The organism is Pseudoalteromonas sp. SS15, from assembly GCF_049257195.1.
GTDB lineage: Bacteria > Pseudomonadota > Gammaproteobacteria > Enterobacterales > Alteromonadaceae > Pseudoalteromonas.
This window is the reverse complement of the sequence record NZ_JBMMUD010000006.1, coordinates 79,188-96,235: the sequence shown is the minus strand read 5'-3', so window position 1 is coordinate 96,235 and position 17,048 is coordinate 79,188. Positions and strand designations below refer to the sequence as shown.

Below are 17,048 nucleotides of genomic sequence, written 5' to 3'. Positions count from 1 at the left end.
TCTAAAGTTACATTTAGATCGTAATTACAGAAGTTTAGCATTTTAAGCGCTTAATCATTTGTATGGATAAAAGTAAATCAGTTCCAACGTCTCGTTTTTCTCGGCTCAGTAAATTTGGCTTACTCGCCTCAAAGGTTGCAGGCAATGTTTTAATAGACAGTGCTAAGTCTGTCGCCAAAGGTGAAAAGCTTAATAAACAATCCTTGATACTCTCCCCCAAAAATATTGAGAACCTGGCTGAACAGCTCGCTCAGCTTAGAGGCGCGGCCATGAAGTTGGGGCAACTTTTATCTATGGACTCAGGTGAAGTTTTACCTCCCGAATTAAGTAAGTTATTGGCAAGGCTCAGATCCGAAGGTCATGCCATGCCCCACAAGCAATTAGTTGGTGTACTTAAATCGCATTGGGGGGATAACTGGCTCGACAAGTTTTCACACATCGAATTAAAACCTTTTGCCGCCGCTTCCATTGGTCAAGTCCATAAGGCCACACTAGAAAATGGCGAAAAATTAGCGGTAAAGATTCAATACCCAGGGATCGCAAAAAGCATAGAAAGCGATGTCGATAATCTGGCAAGCCTTCTAAAAATGAGTGGCTTATTACCCAAGCATATCGACATAGCGCCGCTTATTGTTGAGGCAAAGCAGCAACTTTTAGACGAATCTGACTATCAACTTGAAGCGCGTCACTTACAGCGCTATCAAGAGAACCTAGAAAACTTTGAGCAGTTTAAAATACCCAAAGTGATTAACGATTTAACCACTGAGCATATACTGAGTATGGAGTTTGTTGAAGGTATCGATTTAGAAGCCTGTGTGTCTTTGCCACAAACCCAACGTAATGCCCTTGCAAGCGACTTAATTTATTTATTCTTCTTTGAGCTTTTGAAGTTTAATACTGTGCAAACCGACCCAAATTTTGGCAATTATCTTTATCAGCCCGATACGGGAAAAATCGTATTACTGGACTTTGGTGCAACCCGAGAGCTCACACAATCAGTATGTAACGGCTACTTTGCGCTCTTTTCTGGCGCCATGTCTGAAAATAGAAATTTAGTGGCATCAGCTGCTGAGCAAATTGGTTACTTCAATTCTGAAATAGACTTGGAATACAAACATAAAGTCGTGGATATTTTTATGCTTGCTTGTGAACCGCTTAGACAAAATAAAGCCTATGACTTTGCTGCAAGCCCCCTTGCCAAACAAATTCGCGACAAAGGACTTGAGATGAGCACAGATAAATCCAAATGGCACTCTCCGCCCATCGATGCACTATTTATACACCGAAAACTGGCAGGGCTTTACCTGATTGCCGCCAAACTCAATGCCAAAGTGAATGTGCAACAGTTGTATAAATATTTCTTACAGCAGGCAAAACTGGCTCAAAAATAATACAGCGTGTAGCATGGGGTAATCGCCTAAATAAAAAGGATTACCCCGTGAATTTAAATCAGGTCACATTGCCAGTTAAAAATATGCCCATCGCCGTAGAGTTTTACCAAACACTTGGCTTTAAACTCATAGTCGATACACCGCACTACGCAAGATTCATGTGCCCAGAGGGCGAAGCGACATTTTCTCTTTCTCTAAACGAAAACGATTTTAATAGCGGCACCACCATTTATTTTGAGCACGAACAGCTAGATGAGTGGGTTGCTAATCTGCAATACAAAGGCATCGAGTTTGCTCAACTCCCTACAGATGAACGTTTTTTATGGCGTGAAGCCATATTACATGACCCGTCTAATAATAAAATAAAACTCTATTGGGCCGGCGAGAATAGGTTAAATCCACCTTGGCGCGTTAACCCAGACTAGGGCTAACACGCTAATTTTTGAATTTCATGATAGTGCTCACTCAGCTACCATTTCAAAATATTCTCTACCACTTTCAGTTTGTCGTTATAGACTTTTAAACCCAAACTATGAAGCACAGCAACGGCGCTAAAAGACGGAATATTAACCATGCGCTTGTGCTGACTGAACATCAGGCTGAATAAAAGCCCATATACTTTTGCCGTGTTAAATTGTTTTGGACGTTTGATCTGCCACTGATCTATGCCTTCTTTTGGCAAAGTACAAGGAATATGATCTGGATAAGCCTGCCAAGGGGCACTTAGCGCTTCAGGAAACGCATACTGCAAAAAGTCATGATAAAAACGGTGCTTTCTCACCCGTGAAATAGGCTGAGACAGCACATGGCGCAACACTTTCCATGAATAAAATGGCAGGCAGAAGTCCATTTGGTAATCGTCAACTTTATCGAATGGGATCGCCAGATGATGATGCTGATCATTCAACAGTAAGAATAAGTAATAGGCTTTATCTAACGGCACATCACCGAATTGCTTTAATGAACGAATAATATTGGCTTTCAACGTTGCCTGCATGCCTTCAGCGCCGCGAATAATCGACTTAGGAATATACGCAAATTGTTGTGATAAATACGCATCAGCTAGATGTTCAACATCTTGAGTTAACGCCGCTTGATACACTTTTTCAGAGTAATAAATCACACCCAAGCCAACACTCCCGCCATTTCCGGACCAAGAAAGCCCTGGGCGAGTGACACGATAGTAGTCTGGGTGAGCACCGTTGCGCCAATGCTTTCCGAGCCTGTCTTCAACCGTTTTCGCTTGCGTGTCTTTAACTTTGATCACATCAAGTTTGATGTTCTGACTATCAGCGAAAGCTTGCGCACAGTATAGATCTTGAGTTCTACCTTGAGAAAAATTGAGCGCTGACATATCTAAATTGCGGCGCTTCAATAAACAAGCAATCAGTCTTGAATCTAAACCACCTGAAAGCGTCGTGAGAACATGTTTATCATTACCAAGATACTTATCAACGTTATTGTCTAAGTCTTGCTTAAGCCCTTCTAATGCGCCTTCATAATATTCACCCGCTTTAGCCAACTCACACCAATCAAAGTATTGGGTTTTGCGCACACCTAAACTTGACGCTTGCACGCGATGACCCGGTTGAATACATGAAATCTCTTGATAATGAGTATGGTCGAACAGGTAATAACCTAATGTCGCGTATTCCATCATGCCTTCTTCATTACAAGTCAGTGGTACGCCTAGCTCTTTTAACAAGCTGAACTGGGTGCTAAAAATAAACGCCCCTTCATAATACATATAATAGAATGGACGAATGCCTAGGGCGTCTGTCGCAATATCTAAGCAGTTTGATTGTTTATTGTAGCGGGCCATGCAAAATACCCCTTCACATGACTTCAACATCTTATCGGTGTAGTTTTTATTTAAGGTATCTAAGTCCCTAACTCTATCTGAAGACAGCAGCGGATGACCAACAAGCGTTGCAATTTGCGAATCTGTTTGCAAAAAAGCACTTGGCCCGAAGGTTTGATAGTCGAGTGTCGCCATATACAAGGCGCGTTCTTGCACTGAATTAAACTGACCGTCGATACGATTTTTTTCCTCCAACTTGAATTTTTCAATAATAAAATCATGCTGTTGCGTCAGCCCCGATGCACAATAAATTCCAAATAATTTAGCCATGAGGGTCACCTTGTTATCTAGTAAGCTTGTCTTTTCGTTATTAGATAAAACTCAAGCTTCGTACCAAGCTGACAAAAAATTTAAAAAAACACCTTTACCTAAAGTTAGGTTGAGCTTTTAAGCTGCGTGCCATTCAAACTAAAAGGAAACGAACAATGGCAAATACCCTCATACTTTTCTCTAGCGCCAATCAAGCAGGCAACACCTATCAACTGACTCAAGCTGTGCGAACACAATTAGATGAAAACCATACCCGCTACTTTAATTTAGACGTCCATAATTATGCCGATTACAACTATCACAACTTTTATAGTCGAGATGACTTTTACGACATGGCTGAAGCGCTCTCATGGGCTGATAATATCGTTTTTGCCTCTCCAGTTTACTGGCACGGCGTCACTTCGAATATGAAACGTTTAATCGACCGCATCACAGAATTAACAGAGAACCCTGAGATTAAACATATAGGTAAAGGGCTTAAGAATAAAAAAGGATTTGTACTGACAACCTCTGCCAGTAAAGAAGTCTGCCCTGTTTTTGCAGGTTTCTTCGAAAAAGTGTTCAGCTATTTTGATATTCACATGACCGAGCTTTTACATTTAGATTGCAATAAAGCACTTACCCTACCAAAGCAGCAGATCATAAATTTTGCACAACTGTTAAAGTAGCTTGTACCCATTTCAATCTTCAAAAGGAATACCGATGCATCAGCGCTTTATCTCTTTATCACTGCCTTTAGCTGTATCATTTTTACTTTCAATGACATGCATTGCAAAAGCAAATACTTTTGAGTTATCCAGTAACGATATCAAAGCTGGAAAAACGCTAAGCTCGAAACATGTCTATCAAGGCTTTGGCTGTGATGGCGACAATCTCTCACCTCACCTTGCTTGGTCTGGTGCACCCAAAGATACCAAAGCTTATGCTGTATTTGCTTATGACCCAGATGCCCCAACAGGAAGTGGCTGGTGGCACTGGCAACTTGTAAACCTACCAGCTAATACTACTGAGTTAAAAACTGGTGTGGGAATATCAGGTAATACGCTATTGCCTCAAGGCGCGATACAGATCAATAACGATTTTGGCAGTAATGATTTTGGCGGTGCTTGCCCGCCAAAAGGACATGGACTGCACCGCTATCAGTTCACCGTTTTCGCGTTAGCAAAGCCGCTTAATGTGTCTGAAAATACTAAAAGTGCCGTTGTCGGTTATATGGTAAATGCGAATACGCTTGCCAAAGCGAGTATTGAAGTGTCCTTTCAACGAGATTAATTAAAGTCCGTCACTTTAATTTAAATAACGACTCTAAAGGCATATCAAAAAATTTTGCTATTTTTAAAGCAATCACCACTGACGGTGTAAAACGACCAGTTTCAATAGTACTAATTGTTTTACGAGAGACTCCCACAGCATCAGCCAACTGCTGCTGTGAGAGTTTATTTAGCACTCGTACTGAATGAATATTATTGTCTAATTGTTCATTCATCTGATTTGTTTAGCCCATATAAAACAGGTAACGCATAGCATATAAACATCACCCCAATCACTAGCGTCGCAAGTGTCTTAGCAGAGATGCTATCAGCAGGAAAACTCTCTGAAATAAAAGAAGAAATGTTTGAAAATAGAAAAGGTGAAAGAGCAAAAATCACACTATGGAAAGACCATTTAAACCCTAATAAATTCAGATGGTTTAAGTATTCATCTTCAAAACTGGCAGTCCAAAAATTACGCCTTTTGATGCTAGACATCGTTGTAATTACTTTGTACATAAAGTAAATGAAATAGACTGACAAGCCGAATTTTGCTATGCCATAAACAAATGTTAAAGACTTAGATGCTTGAAAATCTAAAAATGACTCTAAGCTCGCAGAGAAAAAAAGTAGACCCATCACAAGCGCTAAGTAAGCATGCCAAGTAATATATTGAAGTTCTCTTTCTGAGTTAGAAACTGTAACTTTTTCCATATTCAACTCCTTGTTGATATTTTTAAACACTCAACGTGTAACCCTAAGGTACACACTGATACCCTAGGGTGTCAAGAGTAAAGTATAAATATGCATCTCTTGCTGGCACTCAAGTACCAATAAACAAGTAATTTCAATAAAACATGACTGACTCATATACAAGATGCAGCTTTGCCATCAGTTTGAAAAATAAATTATTTACCCTAGGTTTTACATAGTAATTTTTTAAAATTGATTAATACTTACAAGATAAGTAAGTTAGGATGTAAAAAGATGTTCTTAAACCAACTTTCCGTCAAAGCAAGACTAGTTTTACTTGTTGCGCTTCCTTGTATCGCCTTCCTCCTACTTGCTGTTGTAACGCTAGTGCTTACAGGTAACTTAGTTGCTGGCATTCAAAGTATTAATAACGACAGAGTGGTGCCGCTCAAGCAAATTAAAGTTGTGTCTGATAATTATGCAGTGAGTATTGTTGATAACTTACATAAATATAATGCAGGTTTAATGTCTAAAGCCGAACTACTTAATGCTATAAGCGATGCAGAGAACTTAGCCTCTTCCCAATGGACAGCTTATCTTAAAACAGAGCTTACACCTGAAGAATCAAGGCTAATAAGAAATAGTGAAGCATTATTTGATAATGTAAAAACGAAAGTAGAAGAGTATAAGGCCTTACTAAGGTCTGACAATGATTTAACAGAATCTCCCTCACAATTTGTTAAAGTGCTTTACGCTACATTTGATCCCTTTAGTTCAAGCTTAAATGCGCTGATTGATCTTCAACTTGATACCTCGCAACAATTTGCTGACCAAGCTGCAGCAGACTATCAAAAAGAAAAAATGATATTAGTCACTGTATGTATCATTCTTTTTGCGATTGTTATTTTCTTAGCGATTGCAATAAATCGCTCGATTACAATGCCACTCAATAACATAAATCAAATTATGGCAAACATTGCTAACAACACTGACTTAACTCTGCGTGTAGATGAAAATGGTGATGATGAGTTTGCTCAAACTGCATCGAGTGTAAACACCATGCTTGCTCATTTTAATGCGTTAATTACTGAATTGCTGGATCTTGTGATTAATTTGCGTTCGCAAACTGAGGGCCTATCTGACAATAGCCTATCGATTGCCAACAGTACTGAGCAACAAGAGCAGCAGACAACCCTGTTAGCAACGGCCATTACTCAAATGAGTGCTGCGATTAAGGGCGTTGCAGATACAGCAGTAACCACATCACACAAAGCCAATGAATCCGACTCCCTCGCTCAAGCAGGATTGCAGAGTGTTCAGGATAATATCCAAGCCATTAATCAATTACATGAATTGCTTAACCAAACTAAAAGCGATATAGACTTATTAAGTGATAAAACTAACGAAATTAATAGCGTCGTACAGATCATTCAAAGTGTTGCCGAGCAAACAAACTTACTTGCTTTAAACGCTGCAATTGAAGCAGCCCGAGCGGGAGAGTCAGGCCGTGGCTTTGCCGTTGTAGCAGATGAGGTAAGGCAGTTAGCCCACAATACGCAAAAAGCGACTGAGCAAATCAGCGAAATGATTGTATCACTGCAAGATGCCTCAAAGCGTACCGTAGATAGTATGGAGCAAGCAGCTGATCAAACAGAAAAGAGCGTCTCTATCGCTGCAGGCTCTGCTGATTCAATACAAAAAATAACTTCAGCAATTTCTGAGATTGCAGATCTAAATATTATTATATCGACTTCTACCGAGGAGCAAACGACCGTTGCGAATGAAGTCGCCGAAAACATTAATCAAATCACAACCAGTATCAAGAGCGTGGCGAATAGTGCCTCTGAAAATGCACAAACCAGTCAAAACCTAAAAGACATCTCAAATGAATTAGAAAAAGACATCAGTAAATTTAAGGTTTAGACATTGGTCTTTTTTAAGTGCTTGGCTTACAAGCGGCTATTTTCATTGCTGTTCATTCAGCATTGAAAATAGTCGGTTAGTCTCCAATTTATAGCCAATATTTGGCAATCATTTAAAATAGATAATTATCAGAATCTTATTGGGTAAATAACGTGATTAAAGCCATTCTTGTGTTTGTTTCAGTTATCGTATTTGTAGTTGGTGCGATAGTTTTAAGTAATAATTTTAGTAATTTACAACATGGCGATGCCTCTTTTGTATATGAAACTTCGAGTGTAGACAAGTCTATAGCAGAGCAAGTTCACCAATATTTGATTGATCAAAAAGTCTATGACGGTTTACAAGGTGAAGTGTTGCTTTTGAAGAAAAACAAAGCTGGAGTGTGGGTTGCTAAGTTTCCCGTTTATCAAGGTGGTGACGTTGCACCGGAAGTATTAAAAGACCTGCAAACACTGAGCTTGGGCATCAAGCAATCAGTTTTAAATAATGAGCCGCTAGAAATACACATCACCAACAGTGGTTATCAATCAGTGCAATTTTTTAAAATTTAAAATTCTATTTATAAATTAATGAAATAGGCTAATCGAAGCTACAAAACCATCATAGGTTTTTCGATTAGCTATTAACTTAGAACATGAGTGGTTTTAATTAACAATTATCTTTATCCACCAATGCCTTTATATTCAGAGGCTGTTTGAATTTCGTCTCTAGCCTGTTGAGTACGACGCAATTTTCTCAGGTTTTCTTCTCTTACAGCTTGACCATTTGCATAGCCTTTGTTGAAGCTTTCTCTCATTTCCAGTGGACATGCATTGTTATTTGGTAACCCCTCGGAGGCAACTTTCACTCCATTGTCATAATTACAGAAGCTTCTGATACCCGCAGTGTAACCTGCAACAAATTCAGATTGCGCCGAATTACTTAGATTACTACAGCTATTTTTATACATATCAAAGTTGCGAACTGATTTACCTTCTTGACCAACTGACTGCCCTAAAGCAGCCCACCCTTGAGCAGGATTGCAATCGAGGCTGGTAGTCGTTGTGGCATTACAACCAACAAGCATCATCGACGTAAAACCGAGTGCGATTATTTTCTTCATAGTTTCACCTTACACTTCCATCTTTTGTTTATTGACTAAAATAACTTTTCTGAGAATTTCAATCTGGTCTTCAATTCCTTTTGTATTAGGAAAACGGCTGACCACACTTTGAAGCACTGACAGTGCAGCTTCATAATTTTGAATATCGACATACATTTGAGCACGCCCCAACATGGCATGACGCTGTGTCGACTCTAACGCTTCAGCCCTTAAAAAGAGCGTTTCAGCTTCAATGAATGACTTTTCGGTCACTAAGAAGTTTGCATATGACAATAAAGCAAAACCATTGTTGGGGTCTTTATTTACAGCACTTTCATAATTAAGTTTGGCTGATTTTGGTTGCTTTTGATTACGTTTTAATTCAGCGGTATGTAAATAAATCACTGACTGTTTAGCATCATCGTATTGCTCAGCTGTTTTCATCAACTCTGCTAACACGCCTTCCAGGTCACGCCACATTTCACGTTGACTTAACCAAGACAAGTAAGCACGCAAGCTCGTTAAATCTAACTCTTCTGTATTTATATGGGCCTTGATCAACTCTACAGCTCTTTTAAAACTATCTTGTTGTAGATGAAGTTGCGCAGCAGTTTTTAAATTATTAACCCGTTTATCGCCTAACAAAATGGCCATTTCTAATGATGCTAGGGCTTCTGTATTTCTCGACTGCTCAAGCTGCAAAACAGCTTGATCTAACCAAAATTGACTATTGTTTGGTTCTTTGGCAATTAGGTCTGATAACAAAGCTTGTGCGGCTTCAAACATTTTTGCTTGAGTGAGTGATATAAATAAACCTTGTTGCCATTGCTTATTTTCAGGCTCAATAGCAAGTGCCTGTTGGTAGGCTGTTATGGCTGAAAAAGGACCATGCTGGGTTAAATTTAAATATCCCAATTGCCCATATACTTCTGCCTCTTTAGCCCCTAACTCTATGGCTCTGGCAAAATAATCTCGCGCTTTTTCCATTTTATTTTGCAACATATATAACTGCCCTAAATCAACATGGGCACGCACCAGTTGAGGGCTTCTAGAAAGCGACGCTAAATAAGTTTGCTCTGCCTTATCATATTCTTCGACAGCAAAATATACCTGAGCCTTGAGCATCATCATGGCAATACTGAGCTCAATTTCATAAAAAGTTTCTAATTCTTTTAATACAAGTTGTTTATCCCCCGTATCTAGAAGGCCTCTTAACCTCTCTGCCATTTCATACTCTTCTGGGGCAATAGGCGCTTCACGCTCTCTGTAAGGACCCGAAAACTGAGGAATGATGAACGTGGGCTGCTCGACCTCTAACTTAAAATTGGTCGTCTGTTGCGCATTACTTGAAATGCTGACAACGAAACAGCCTGCGATAATAAAGCTAATGAAATGAGATACCTTCATTTAAGACCTACCATAGTTAAAATGAATGCCATATAAGTAAATAGCCTGCACGGCTCTACCATCTTTTTTAGGAATTGTGAACTTGGCCTTTTCTACCCATTTTCTAATGGCTGGCACCATATCAGGGTGAACTGGATCGACTATTTTCTTGATAAAAGGTTTACCTTGCGTGTTGATGATTAACTCAACCAATGTTGAAACACGCTTTAACCCCTGCTTTCTGATTGAGTGAGGTGGCGGAAAATACTCTTGAGACACCACCTTAGGTATTTGGTCCAAGCTCTCAACAGCCAACAATGGCATATCAAACGTCATTCGCTGTTGGATTTTAAGTGAATCCATCGCAAAATCAGGCTTTTCGAGGCGTTCAACTTCAGGCATTGCCATTTGTGGTTTATCTGAATAATTCAAGGTCGGCCCACCGCCTAAACTAACCAAATCAATACTCACAGGTGAAGGGGGTTGATCTGAAGACTTGGTTTGCATCTTGGGTGGCGGCGGAGGTGGAGCGGGTATAGCCACATCTACTTTACGAATAACAACATCTTTTTCGGGAGGGGTCGGTGTTTGTTTTATTGCAAATAAACTATAGGTTAGAAGTAAAACGAGTAGCGCACTCAATATCCAAGGCAATAACATTACAATGCCATCTTTAAACGAGAAGTTAATTGTCCTTTTAACTGTCAACATAGCGCTCTAGTCCTTCATAGTCGCGAGGCTAATATCACTCAGCCCCGCCAACTTAGCTTGATCTATTACTTTTACTAATAATTCGGTTTTGACTTGTTTATCAGCTTGGATCACCAAAGGCCGCTGTTCAGATTTTACCGCCTGCATCAAAGTCGCTCTTATACCTTGTACACCGATGTTTGTGCCTCCATACATCACTTCGCCAGTTGATGTGATGGCAATCATGAGTACCGATTTTTGTAAATTTTGACTTGATACCGCAGTAGGTTTGTCAACTTCGACGCCCGTCTCTTTGACAAACACTGTGGTCACTATAAAGAAAATAAGTAATATAAACACCACATCTAGTAAAGGTGCTAAATCAATTTCTTGTCCTTTGGATTCTGCGATCTTGTTTTCAATTATTGAACGCATCTGGCCTCCACTTGCCAACTTTTTAAAGTTCTTTCTAATAGCGCTTGAAGAAGTAATCCTGGTACCACTAACACCAAGCCTAGTTGTGTGGTAAACATCGCCGATGCAATGCCACCGCTAACCATCTCTTGCATATCTAAACCGTTATGCACAGACATATGATCAAATGTTCCAAGCAAACCGCTAATCGTGCCTAGCAGCCCAAGCAAAGGCAGACTTGCTAGCAAGGTTTTGAGTGCACTCAGCCAGTAATTGCCTTTGCTAAACCAAGTCTCTGATTTGTTGGCAAAACATAAAAATTGCAACTGCTTGCTATAGCAGAACATAGCCACGGCTCCCAGCGCCCAAACAACCCCGTGATTAAGTAAATTTAAATAAAGCGAAAATTCACTCATTATTGGCTCTGCAGTTCAAGCTTACTTAACTTAATTGCATTTGCTTCTAACTTAGCGTTTAAGCTCTTGGCTTTACGGTTTAGTAGTGCACTCATTATCAAAGATGGGATCGCCACAATCAGGCCCAACTCTGTCGTTACTAACGCTTCAGATATACCACCAGACACAGTCGCTGCGTCACCCGTGCCAAAAGTATTCATCATCATAAATGTATTGATCATACCTGAAACTGTTCCTAGTAAACCTAAAAGAGGCGCTATTGCAGCCGAAGTAGCAACCACACCTAAGTAATTTTCTACGCGGTAACGATACTGCATTAAAAAAGCGACTAATTGGTCATCTCTATATTCAGACACAGGATTATTAACAGCAATATCGACTAAGTCTTTCTCAGCCCCCTTGAATTGAACACTCATTGCGAAATTATTTACATCGGTCTGCTTTACTTTCTCTATAAAATCATGACTTGGTTTTGGTATGCGAAGAAGCTGATAGCCTTTAATTAAAGTTGCTAGCAACGAAATCAGTCCAAAAAATAGAATGGGTAGTGCCCACACACCGCCTTTTTGAATATGTGAAATAACACTGTCTTGTTTATGAAGCAGTTTTTCAGCATTGCCTAAGGTTGGATCAAATGTGACAAAACCAGACCCTGTATCAGCAAACCTAGCCAGGTGCTCTATGTGTGATGCGCTATAAATATTTGGAATAATATTTGGCAATGTTTGGTTTATCTGATTTGTTAAAAGTCCACCTTGTGCCAGCTCTGAATTATATGCTAGCGCCAAAGGGCCCAAGTTTAATACTCTGAAATCAACAACTTCACCTTTATCATTGACGACAGGCTTCTCTTGCCAATTCGGAGACAATTTATTAATGAGCTCGTGCTGTAAGGTGTTAAACACACTCGGTGATAAGGTAAAATCGCCATTGGCATTTTTGTATGCTGACAAAGCTAAATTTTGCTGTTCAAAAAAGCTCTGCACTATCATCTTTTGATAGTTATCTTGCTCTCGCCATGCTCTTACACGCTCTGATAACTGCTCATAACTAATGACTTTTTCATCCGATGCGCGTTGAATAGACTCAGCTTGTGCTCGTAATGCCTCGACTTCTTTCAAAGACTGTTCAAGTTTAGTTTGATAATGCAAAGATTGATTATTAATGCTGCTTTGTAATTCTGATAAAGCAAGCTTGGATTCAGTTACTCTTTGAAGTAATTCAGAAGTATTCGCAACAGTATTAAAGCTCAGCAAACATGCTAAAAGTAAAACAATTTTACGCATTACAATAACTCCTTGTTCAAGCTAGGCAACGCCAAGGGCAATGACACAAACTCTGCTGTTGTGGGCTTTTCTAGGATATTTCTAATTTTGTTTATTTGTTCTGGTAAATTTACTGATGGCAAAACGCTCGATACATCTTCACCGTGATACCACTGCCAGCCAGACTGCTCTATTCTGCCAAAACCATAAGATGCGCCATCTGCAGATAAATACCAAGCTTGAGAAAGACCGAGATAAATTTGACTTACTAACAACTCAGTTTGCTTGCCGTTGATTGGTACCAACATGTTGCTAGTATTTAACGCAACACGATTATTAAACTCATCAGTTGCTTTGTATAAACTCAAATAAAGCTCTAATTTCTCACTAAGGTTAAGCGTACTTTGCGTAAGTTTCTCAGCTTTGCTTTGTAATTCTGATTGTAAAGGTGGGGGGAGCATAGGAAGAACTCGGGCGACAAAACTCTCACCTTTACTCAATTCATTTTCTACAAGGGTTTGGTTGCGTTCATACTGCACTTGCTGCTCAGTAAGTGCTAAGCGTTTGTTATCAACCTCTGATTGTGCGTCTTTCGCTTTACCTAACAAGGCTTGAAGCGCTTGCTTCTCTTGTTCTAGTAATGCGAGTTGGTTTTCTAGGGATTGCTTATTTGCCTGCCAAGTGGTTTCTAATTTCCCTCGCTGACTTTCTAACTCCAGCCATTGCTGCATTATTTCGTAATCAGATTGAGAAGCTATACTTATCAGAGGTAAAGATAGCGCTGTCATTAGCAAAAAAAACTTCATCGAAACTCCATTTCATTTAGTGCAAATAAAAGTCAATACAGGTACAACATGGCATGGAAGATTACAATTATCAACAAAATGATAATGAAAAAACATCAAGTTACACTTAAGGTTAACAAAAGACTATTATTTACAAGCGGTCATATTGTACGCCTAGCTACTTACTAGGCTCACTGTTGTGAATAGATAGAGAATAATATTACAGGCAAAGAAAACGCGCTCTTATTAAACCCCAATTAAACTCAGTTTTTCTTTAAGCTTTGCAATAAGTGAGGCCTCATTCTCAGTGTCATCATTTAACCCGACCAGCAAGGTCATAAAATACACGTCCATTAACACATCGGCATAGAGTAATTTTTGTTCATCCCCAAACACCAATTGGTCTTTAAAGGCATTCAACTGTGGGTCAAGTGACTGACTTTGCCATAAAATCTCTTTGAATAAGACTTTACTAAACTCTCGTTGAGACAAGTAAAACGGATACAGTGCTGAGGCAAAATGCAGCAGCCTATCAATGGGTGTTGTTGAAGTGTCTGACTTAGCAGTTTCAGTTAATAAGTTATTTAATTGGGTTTCTAGACCTGATTTGAGTAAATCTAGTTTATTTGGGAAGTGACTAAAAACGGTACCCGTCGCAACGCCTGCCGCTGAAGAAATATCTCTAGTACTGGTTTTTTCATAACCATTTTCAGTGAAAAGCTGCCATGCAGCCGATAAGATCCGCGATCTTGTTTGCTCTCGTTTTGACACCCTACCTCCTAAAATCACGCGACATTAAAACAAGTTTAAAAAAAAATGCCAAGTTCTTATTGAAAAATGAGCGCGCTCAATATTATTATGAGCGCGCTCATTTTTAATTTGGAGATTTCAATGGACTTATTTTTTCGCATTATTGGTGCCTGTATTTTTTTGCCTTTCATTGGCTTTTATAGTTATGTACTAGGACCAATCCTGAAGCTTATTTTGTTACCTGGGGGCCTGTTGTTACTGCTACTGATTTTAGGTAAAGAGGATGGGGTCGAGCCTTTGATTGAAACTTTTAAAACTAAAACGAAGGCACCAGAGAGTGCTGAAGTGTCATAACATTGAGACGCTAACATTTAACCCATGTCTTCATTATTTTCTGTTATCAAAGGAACCGTAATAAAATGAAAATCACCTCATCAGGGTCATTTATGCTAGTAAGCGTCGCAGCACTTGCCCTTTTCACAGCCTTGTCTCATATGTCTTGTATTGTGTTAGGCCCAGAGTGTTATCGTGCACAAATGGCGCCTGAAGCTCTCATTGAACTCTCTCAATCTGCACCTTGGCGTGCAGCCTTAGAAACAACTTTGGTATCACTGCTGTTTGTTGCAACCGCCATTTTTTGTTTGTCTGGCGCAGGGGTGATCAGAAAAGTGCCAATGTTAAAACCAGCCATCATTACGATCTCTGTGATTTGTATATTTAGAGGGGTCGCCACCTTGCCTTTGAGCGTGCTCTTTCCTGAACAAGTGACAACATTTTCTATTATTGCTGGTTTTCTATGGTTTTTAGCGGGCACATTTTGTATTACAGGCTATCGCTTAGTAAGCCAAGAAAGTACAGAAAGACAAAATTCGGTAAGGCATATTAATACGCTCTAAATATTTACTTTGTACAAAAAAAGCACTAGCTTGTACCTAAAAAGTAAAGGGAATTATCATGAAAAGAACTGTATTAAGCCTAATTTGTAGTTCTGTGTTATTTGGCTGTGGTGGGAGTGAAACACAAAACGCACAAGAAAAAGATGAACAAGAATCAGACAAACTCAAAGCGGTATCACCTTTTCCAAGCTCGCCACAGGCAAAGCCCGCAATAGATTTTGACCAGCAATTAATATCTGACATAGAAGACTTTGTGAAGGTCGCCTATTCAGTGAAGTATTTTTACCCGTCAACCGAGAATCGTGATTCAAATTGGTCGTTGTTTATCGCGGAAAGTTTGGTCGATTTAAGTCAGACGGATCCAGCACAAAGAACAGACCTAGGTATCGAACGGCTTCGCCAAATCGCGCCTTATATCGCTTTTAATAGAGCACTATTACCTGAAATCAATGATCAGACCACCGTTTCTACTTGGAAACAAAATGCACCAATAAATCAAAGTGTCTACACTCGAGCTTTGTTAACTGATGATTTCTCCTCCTTAAAAAATGATGAATACAGTGCGAGCGAACAGTTTGCAGAACTCAACTATGGAGCACAAACATTATACTTACCTTTATATTTACCTACGGATAAGCAATTACAAGGTTATACCTATCAAGAGCCAGGTAAATGGCAAATAGACAATGACTTTGAACAACCTGAAATATGTATGACCACAGTCTCTGAAATGTGGGCAAGCATTGCACATTTTTGGCCTTACTTTCAGCAAATTGACGTTGACTGGGCACAAAGTTTAACGCCCCTTTTAACTGCCTGCACTGACGATGATGTACTAAGAAAGCAAAAAAGCATGTTTGCTGAGTTTTCAAAGTTAAACGATAATCATATTTCTATTGTTTTCCCAACACCTGAAGAATATAAATTCAAAAGTTACATCCCGTTTACCTACGAACTAGTAGAAGAAAAAGCCATTGTTACCCAGTTAGATTCAGCTCACCCAAACGGTATAGAAGTAGGTGATGAGGTGGTTTCAGTCGATGGCATAGAAATAAACAATTACTTAGACAACAAATCGATTTATTCATTAAAGAATACATTGCACAGAAAAAACCTCAGTGCGAGGTTTGATGTTTATGCCAAGCACTTTAACCCTGTGAAATATGAAATTCGTAAACCGAACAATGATATACATAGCATTGAAGTGTTCCCCAAAGACTTAAACAAGCGCGAGCCATTTGTTGGGATGCCCTATGTACCTAAGAGTGACCATATTTTTGAATATGTTGACGACAACATTTTAAAAATCAATGTCTATAACGTTCAAGAAGCTGATATTACTGAATTACGTAATGAACTGAGTGAAGCCAAAGCAGTAATATTAGATATGAGAAGATACCCTACTAGCTGGCGGGGTTGGCAGGGCGTGTTAGCACTATTAATTAAAAACGATGCGACTAATGACACCATCGCTTATCACTGGCAAGGCAGTCCAAATCAACGAGACACTAAAAAACAGGTGATCACGCAACGGATTTACCGTTCAGAAAATGCCTTTAATGTACCTACTGTTGTGCTTTCATCGAGGCATAGTATCAGTCAAAACGAACACAGTTTTATCTTTGTTCAAAATGGTGGTTTGCCCATTTTAGGTGAAACAACTTCAGGAATTAATGGCAATATTTTAAGAATGAATATCTTTGAGGGAGCCGAGCAAGACAGCGGTACTTACTTTGTGTACACCAATATGGAAGCAAATCGCCGTGATGGTACGCCTTTAATTAACCAAGGAATAGAGCCCGATATTAACGTCCCAAGAAGCATCGACAGTGTATTAAATCAGGTCGATAACCAAGTGAATGCTGCCATTGATTATTTACAGCAGCAACTTGCAAACTAAAAACATTGTTCATTTTGAGGCTTGATTGACGCTCAGTTAAGCCTCGTTAAGCTTGTAAATCTATAAAAGTTACAGCA

Annotated in this window: 20 protein-coding genes; 9 read left to right on the top strand and 11 right to left on the bottom strand. The window is 39.4% G+C overall.

The genetic code is table 11. From position 1 onward, the window contains the following. Positions 1–62 precede the first annotated feature (62 nt). Together AAEU28_RS13605 and AAEU28_RS13600 are read left to right on the top strand one after the other, a co-directional pair. On the top strand, positions 63–1,391 hold the full coding sequence (locus AAEU28_RS13605; protein ID WP_421964627.1) for an ABC1 kinase family protein: 1,329 nt from the start codon (positions 63–65) through the stop codon (positions 1,389–1,391). A 47-nt stretch (positions 1,392–1,438) separates the two neighbouring features. Further along, positions 1,439–1,816 (top strand): VOC family protein, encoded by a 378-nt coding sequence (locus tag AAEU28_RS13600; protein WP_421964626.1) that lies wholly within the window; start codon positions 1,439–1,441, stop codon positions 1,814–1,816. 44 nt (positions 1,817–1,860) lie between these two features. Here the strand turns inward: AAEU28_RS13600 and AAEU28_RS13595 are convergent, their stop codons facing one another. Then, the gene (locus tag AAEU28_RS13595; protein ID WP_421964625.1) at positions 1,861–3,522 is read right to left on the bottom strand and encodes an asparagine synthase-related protein; all 1,662 of its coding nucleotides are present in this window, start codon (positions 3,520–3,522) and stop codon (positions 1,861–1,863) included. 155 nt (positions 3,523–3,677) lie between these two features. Between AAEU28_RS13595 and AAEU28_RS13590 the strand changes: the two genes are divergently transcribed. Beyond that, a complete protein-coding gene (locus tag AAEU28_RS13590) occupies positions 3,678–4,190 on the top strand; it encodes a flavodoxin family protein (protein ID WP_421964624.1) in 513 nt (170 codons plus the stop codon). Between the two features lie 34 nt (positions 4,191–4,224). Continuing rightward, positions 4,225–4,794 carry a YbhB/YbcL family Raf kinase inhibitor-like protein gene (locus AAEU28_RS13585; RefSeq protein ID WP_421964623.1) on the top strand — a complete coding sequence of 190 codons (570 nt, stop codon included), beginning with the start codon at positions 4,225–4,227 and terminating at the stop codon, positions 4,792–4,794. Positions 4,795–4,804: 10 nt separating this feature from the next. Here the strand turns inward: AAEU28_RS13585 and AAEU28_RS13580 are convergent, their stop codons facing one another. Then, positions 4,805–5,008 carry a helix-turn-helix transcriptional regulator gene (locus tag AAEU28_RS13580; protein ID WP_421964622.1) on the bottom strand — a complete coding sequence of 68 codons (204 nt, stop codon included), beginning with the start codon at positions 5,006–5,008 and terminating at the stop codon, positions 4,805–4,807. Next, a complete protein-coding gene (locus tag AAEU28_RS13575; RefSeq protein ID WP_421964621.1) occupies positions 5,001–5,486 on the bottom strand; it encodes a hypothetical protein in 486 nt (161 codons plus the stop codon). The genes AAEU28_RS13580 and AAEU28_RS13575 overlap by 8 nt, the downstream gene beginning before the upstream one ends. 273 nt (positions 5,487–5,759) lie before the next feature. On the opposite strand from AAEU28_RS13575, the gene AAEU28_RS13570 reads away from it, so the two are divergent. After that, positions 5,760–7,388 carry a methyl-accepting chemotaxis protein gene (locus AAEU28_RS13570; protein ID WP_421964620.1) on the top strand — a complete coding sequence of 543 codons (1,629 nt, stop codon included), beginning with the start codon at positions 5,760–5,762 and terminating at the stop codon, positions 7,386–7,388. 152 nt (positions 7,389–7,540) lie between these two features. Continuing rightward, on the top strand, positions 7,541–7,939 hold the full coding sequence (locus AAEU28_RS13565) for a hypothetical protein (RefSeq protein WP_421964619.1): 399 nt from the start codon (positions 7,541–7,543) through the stop codon (positions 7,937–7,939). 110 nt (positions 7,940–8,049) lie between these two features. Here the strand turns inward: AAEU28_RS13565 and AAEU28_RS13560 are convergent, their stop codons facing one another. From AAEU28_RS13560 to AAEU28_RS13525, 8 genes are all read right to left on the bottom strand, one after another. Then, entirely contained in the window at positions 8,050–8,490 is a 441-nt protein-coding gene (locus tag AAEU28_RS13560; protein ID WP_421964618.1) for a DUF2799 domain-containing protein, read from the bottom strand. 9 nt (positions 8,491–8,499) lie between these two features. Beyond that, positions 8,500–9,876 (bottom strand): tetratricopeptide repeat protein, encoded by a 1,377-nt coding sequence (locus AAEU28_RS13555; protein ID WP_421964617.1) that lies wholly within the window; start codon positions 9,874–9,876, stop codon positions 8,500–8,502. Next, the gene (locus AAEU28_RS13550) at positions 9,877–10,566 is read right to left on the bottom strand and encodes a hypothetical protein (RefSeq protein WP_421964616.1); all 690 of its coding nucleotides are present in this window, start codon (positions 10,564–10,566) and stop codon (positions 9,877–9,879) included. 6 nt (positions 10,567–10,572) lie between these two features. Further along, positions 10,573–10,980, bottom strand: coding sequence for an ExbD/TolR family protein (locus AAEU28_RS13545; protein ID WP_421964615.1), 408 nt, complete (start codon positions 10,978–10,980; stop codon positions 10,573–10,575). Further along, the gene (locus tag AAEU28_RS13540; protein ID WP_421964614.1) at positions 10,968–11,375 is read right to left on the bottom strand and encodes a MotA/TolQ/ExbB proton channel family protein; all 408 of its coding nucleotides are present in this window, start codon (positions 11,373–11,375) and stop codon (positions 10,968–10,970) included. The genes AAEU28_RS13545 and AAEU28_RS13540 overlap by 13 nt, the downstream gene beginning before the upstream one ends. Then, positions 11,375–12,661: a MotA/TolQ/ExbB proton channel family protein gene (locus AAEU28_RS13535; protein ID WP_421964613.1), complete on the bottom strand. Its 1,287-nt coding sequence runs from the start codon at positions 12,659–12,661 to the stop codon at positions 11,375–11,377. Before AAEU28_RS13535 ends, AAEU28_RS13540 begins: the two co-directional genes overlap by 1 nt. Further along, positions 12,661–13,446 carry a DUF3450 family protein gene (locus AAEU28_RS13530; RefSeq protein WP_421964612.1) on the bottom strand — a complete coding sequence of 262 codons (786 nt, stop codon included), beginning with the start codon at positions 13,444–13,446 and terminating at the stop codon, positions 12,661–12,663. Before AAEU28_RS13530 ends, AAEU28_RS13535 begins: the two co-directional genes overlap by 1 nt. Before the next feature lie 225 nt (positions 13,447–13,671). After that, on the bottom strand, positions 13,672–14,196 hold the full coding sequence (locus AAEU28_RS13525) for a TetR/AcrR family transcriptional regulator (RefSeq protein ID WP_421964611.1): 525 nt from the start codon (positions 14,194–14,196) through the stop codon (positions 13,672–13,674). Between the two features lie 120 nt (positions 14,197–14,316). Between AAEU28_RS13525 and AAEU28_RS13520 the strand changes: the two genes are divergently transcribed. The 3 genes from AAEU28_RS13520 to AAEU28_RS13510 all read left to right on the top strand — a co-directional run bounded on the left by AAEU28_RS13520 (position 14,317) and on the right by AAEU28_RS13510 (position 16,971). Beyond that, positions 14,317–14,529, top strand: a complete 213-nt coding sequence (locus AAEU28_RS13520) for a hypothetical protein (RefSeq protein WP_421964610.1) — start codon at positions 14,317–14,319, stop codon at positions 14,527–14,529. A gap of 65 nt (positions 14,530–14,594) precedes the next feature. Further along, a complete protein-coding gene (locus AAEU28_RS13515; RefSeq protein ID WP_421964609.1) occupies positions 14,595–15,071 on the top strand; it encodes a hypothetical protein in 477 nt (158 codons plus the stop codon). A gap of 58 nt (positions 15,072–15,129) precedes the next feature. Continuing rightward, positions 15,130–16,971, top strand: coding sequence for a S41 family peptidase (locus AAEU28_RS13510; RefSeq protein WP_421964608.1), 1,842 nt, complete (start codon positions 15,130–15,132; stop codon positions 16,969–16,971). Positions 16,972–17,048: the final 77 nt, after the last annotated feature.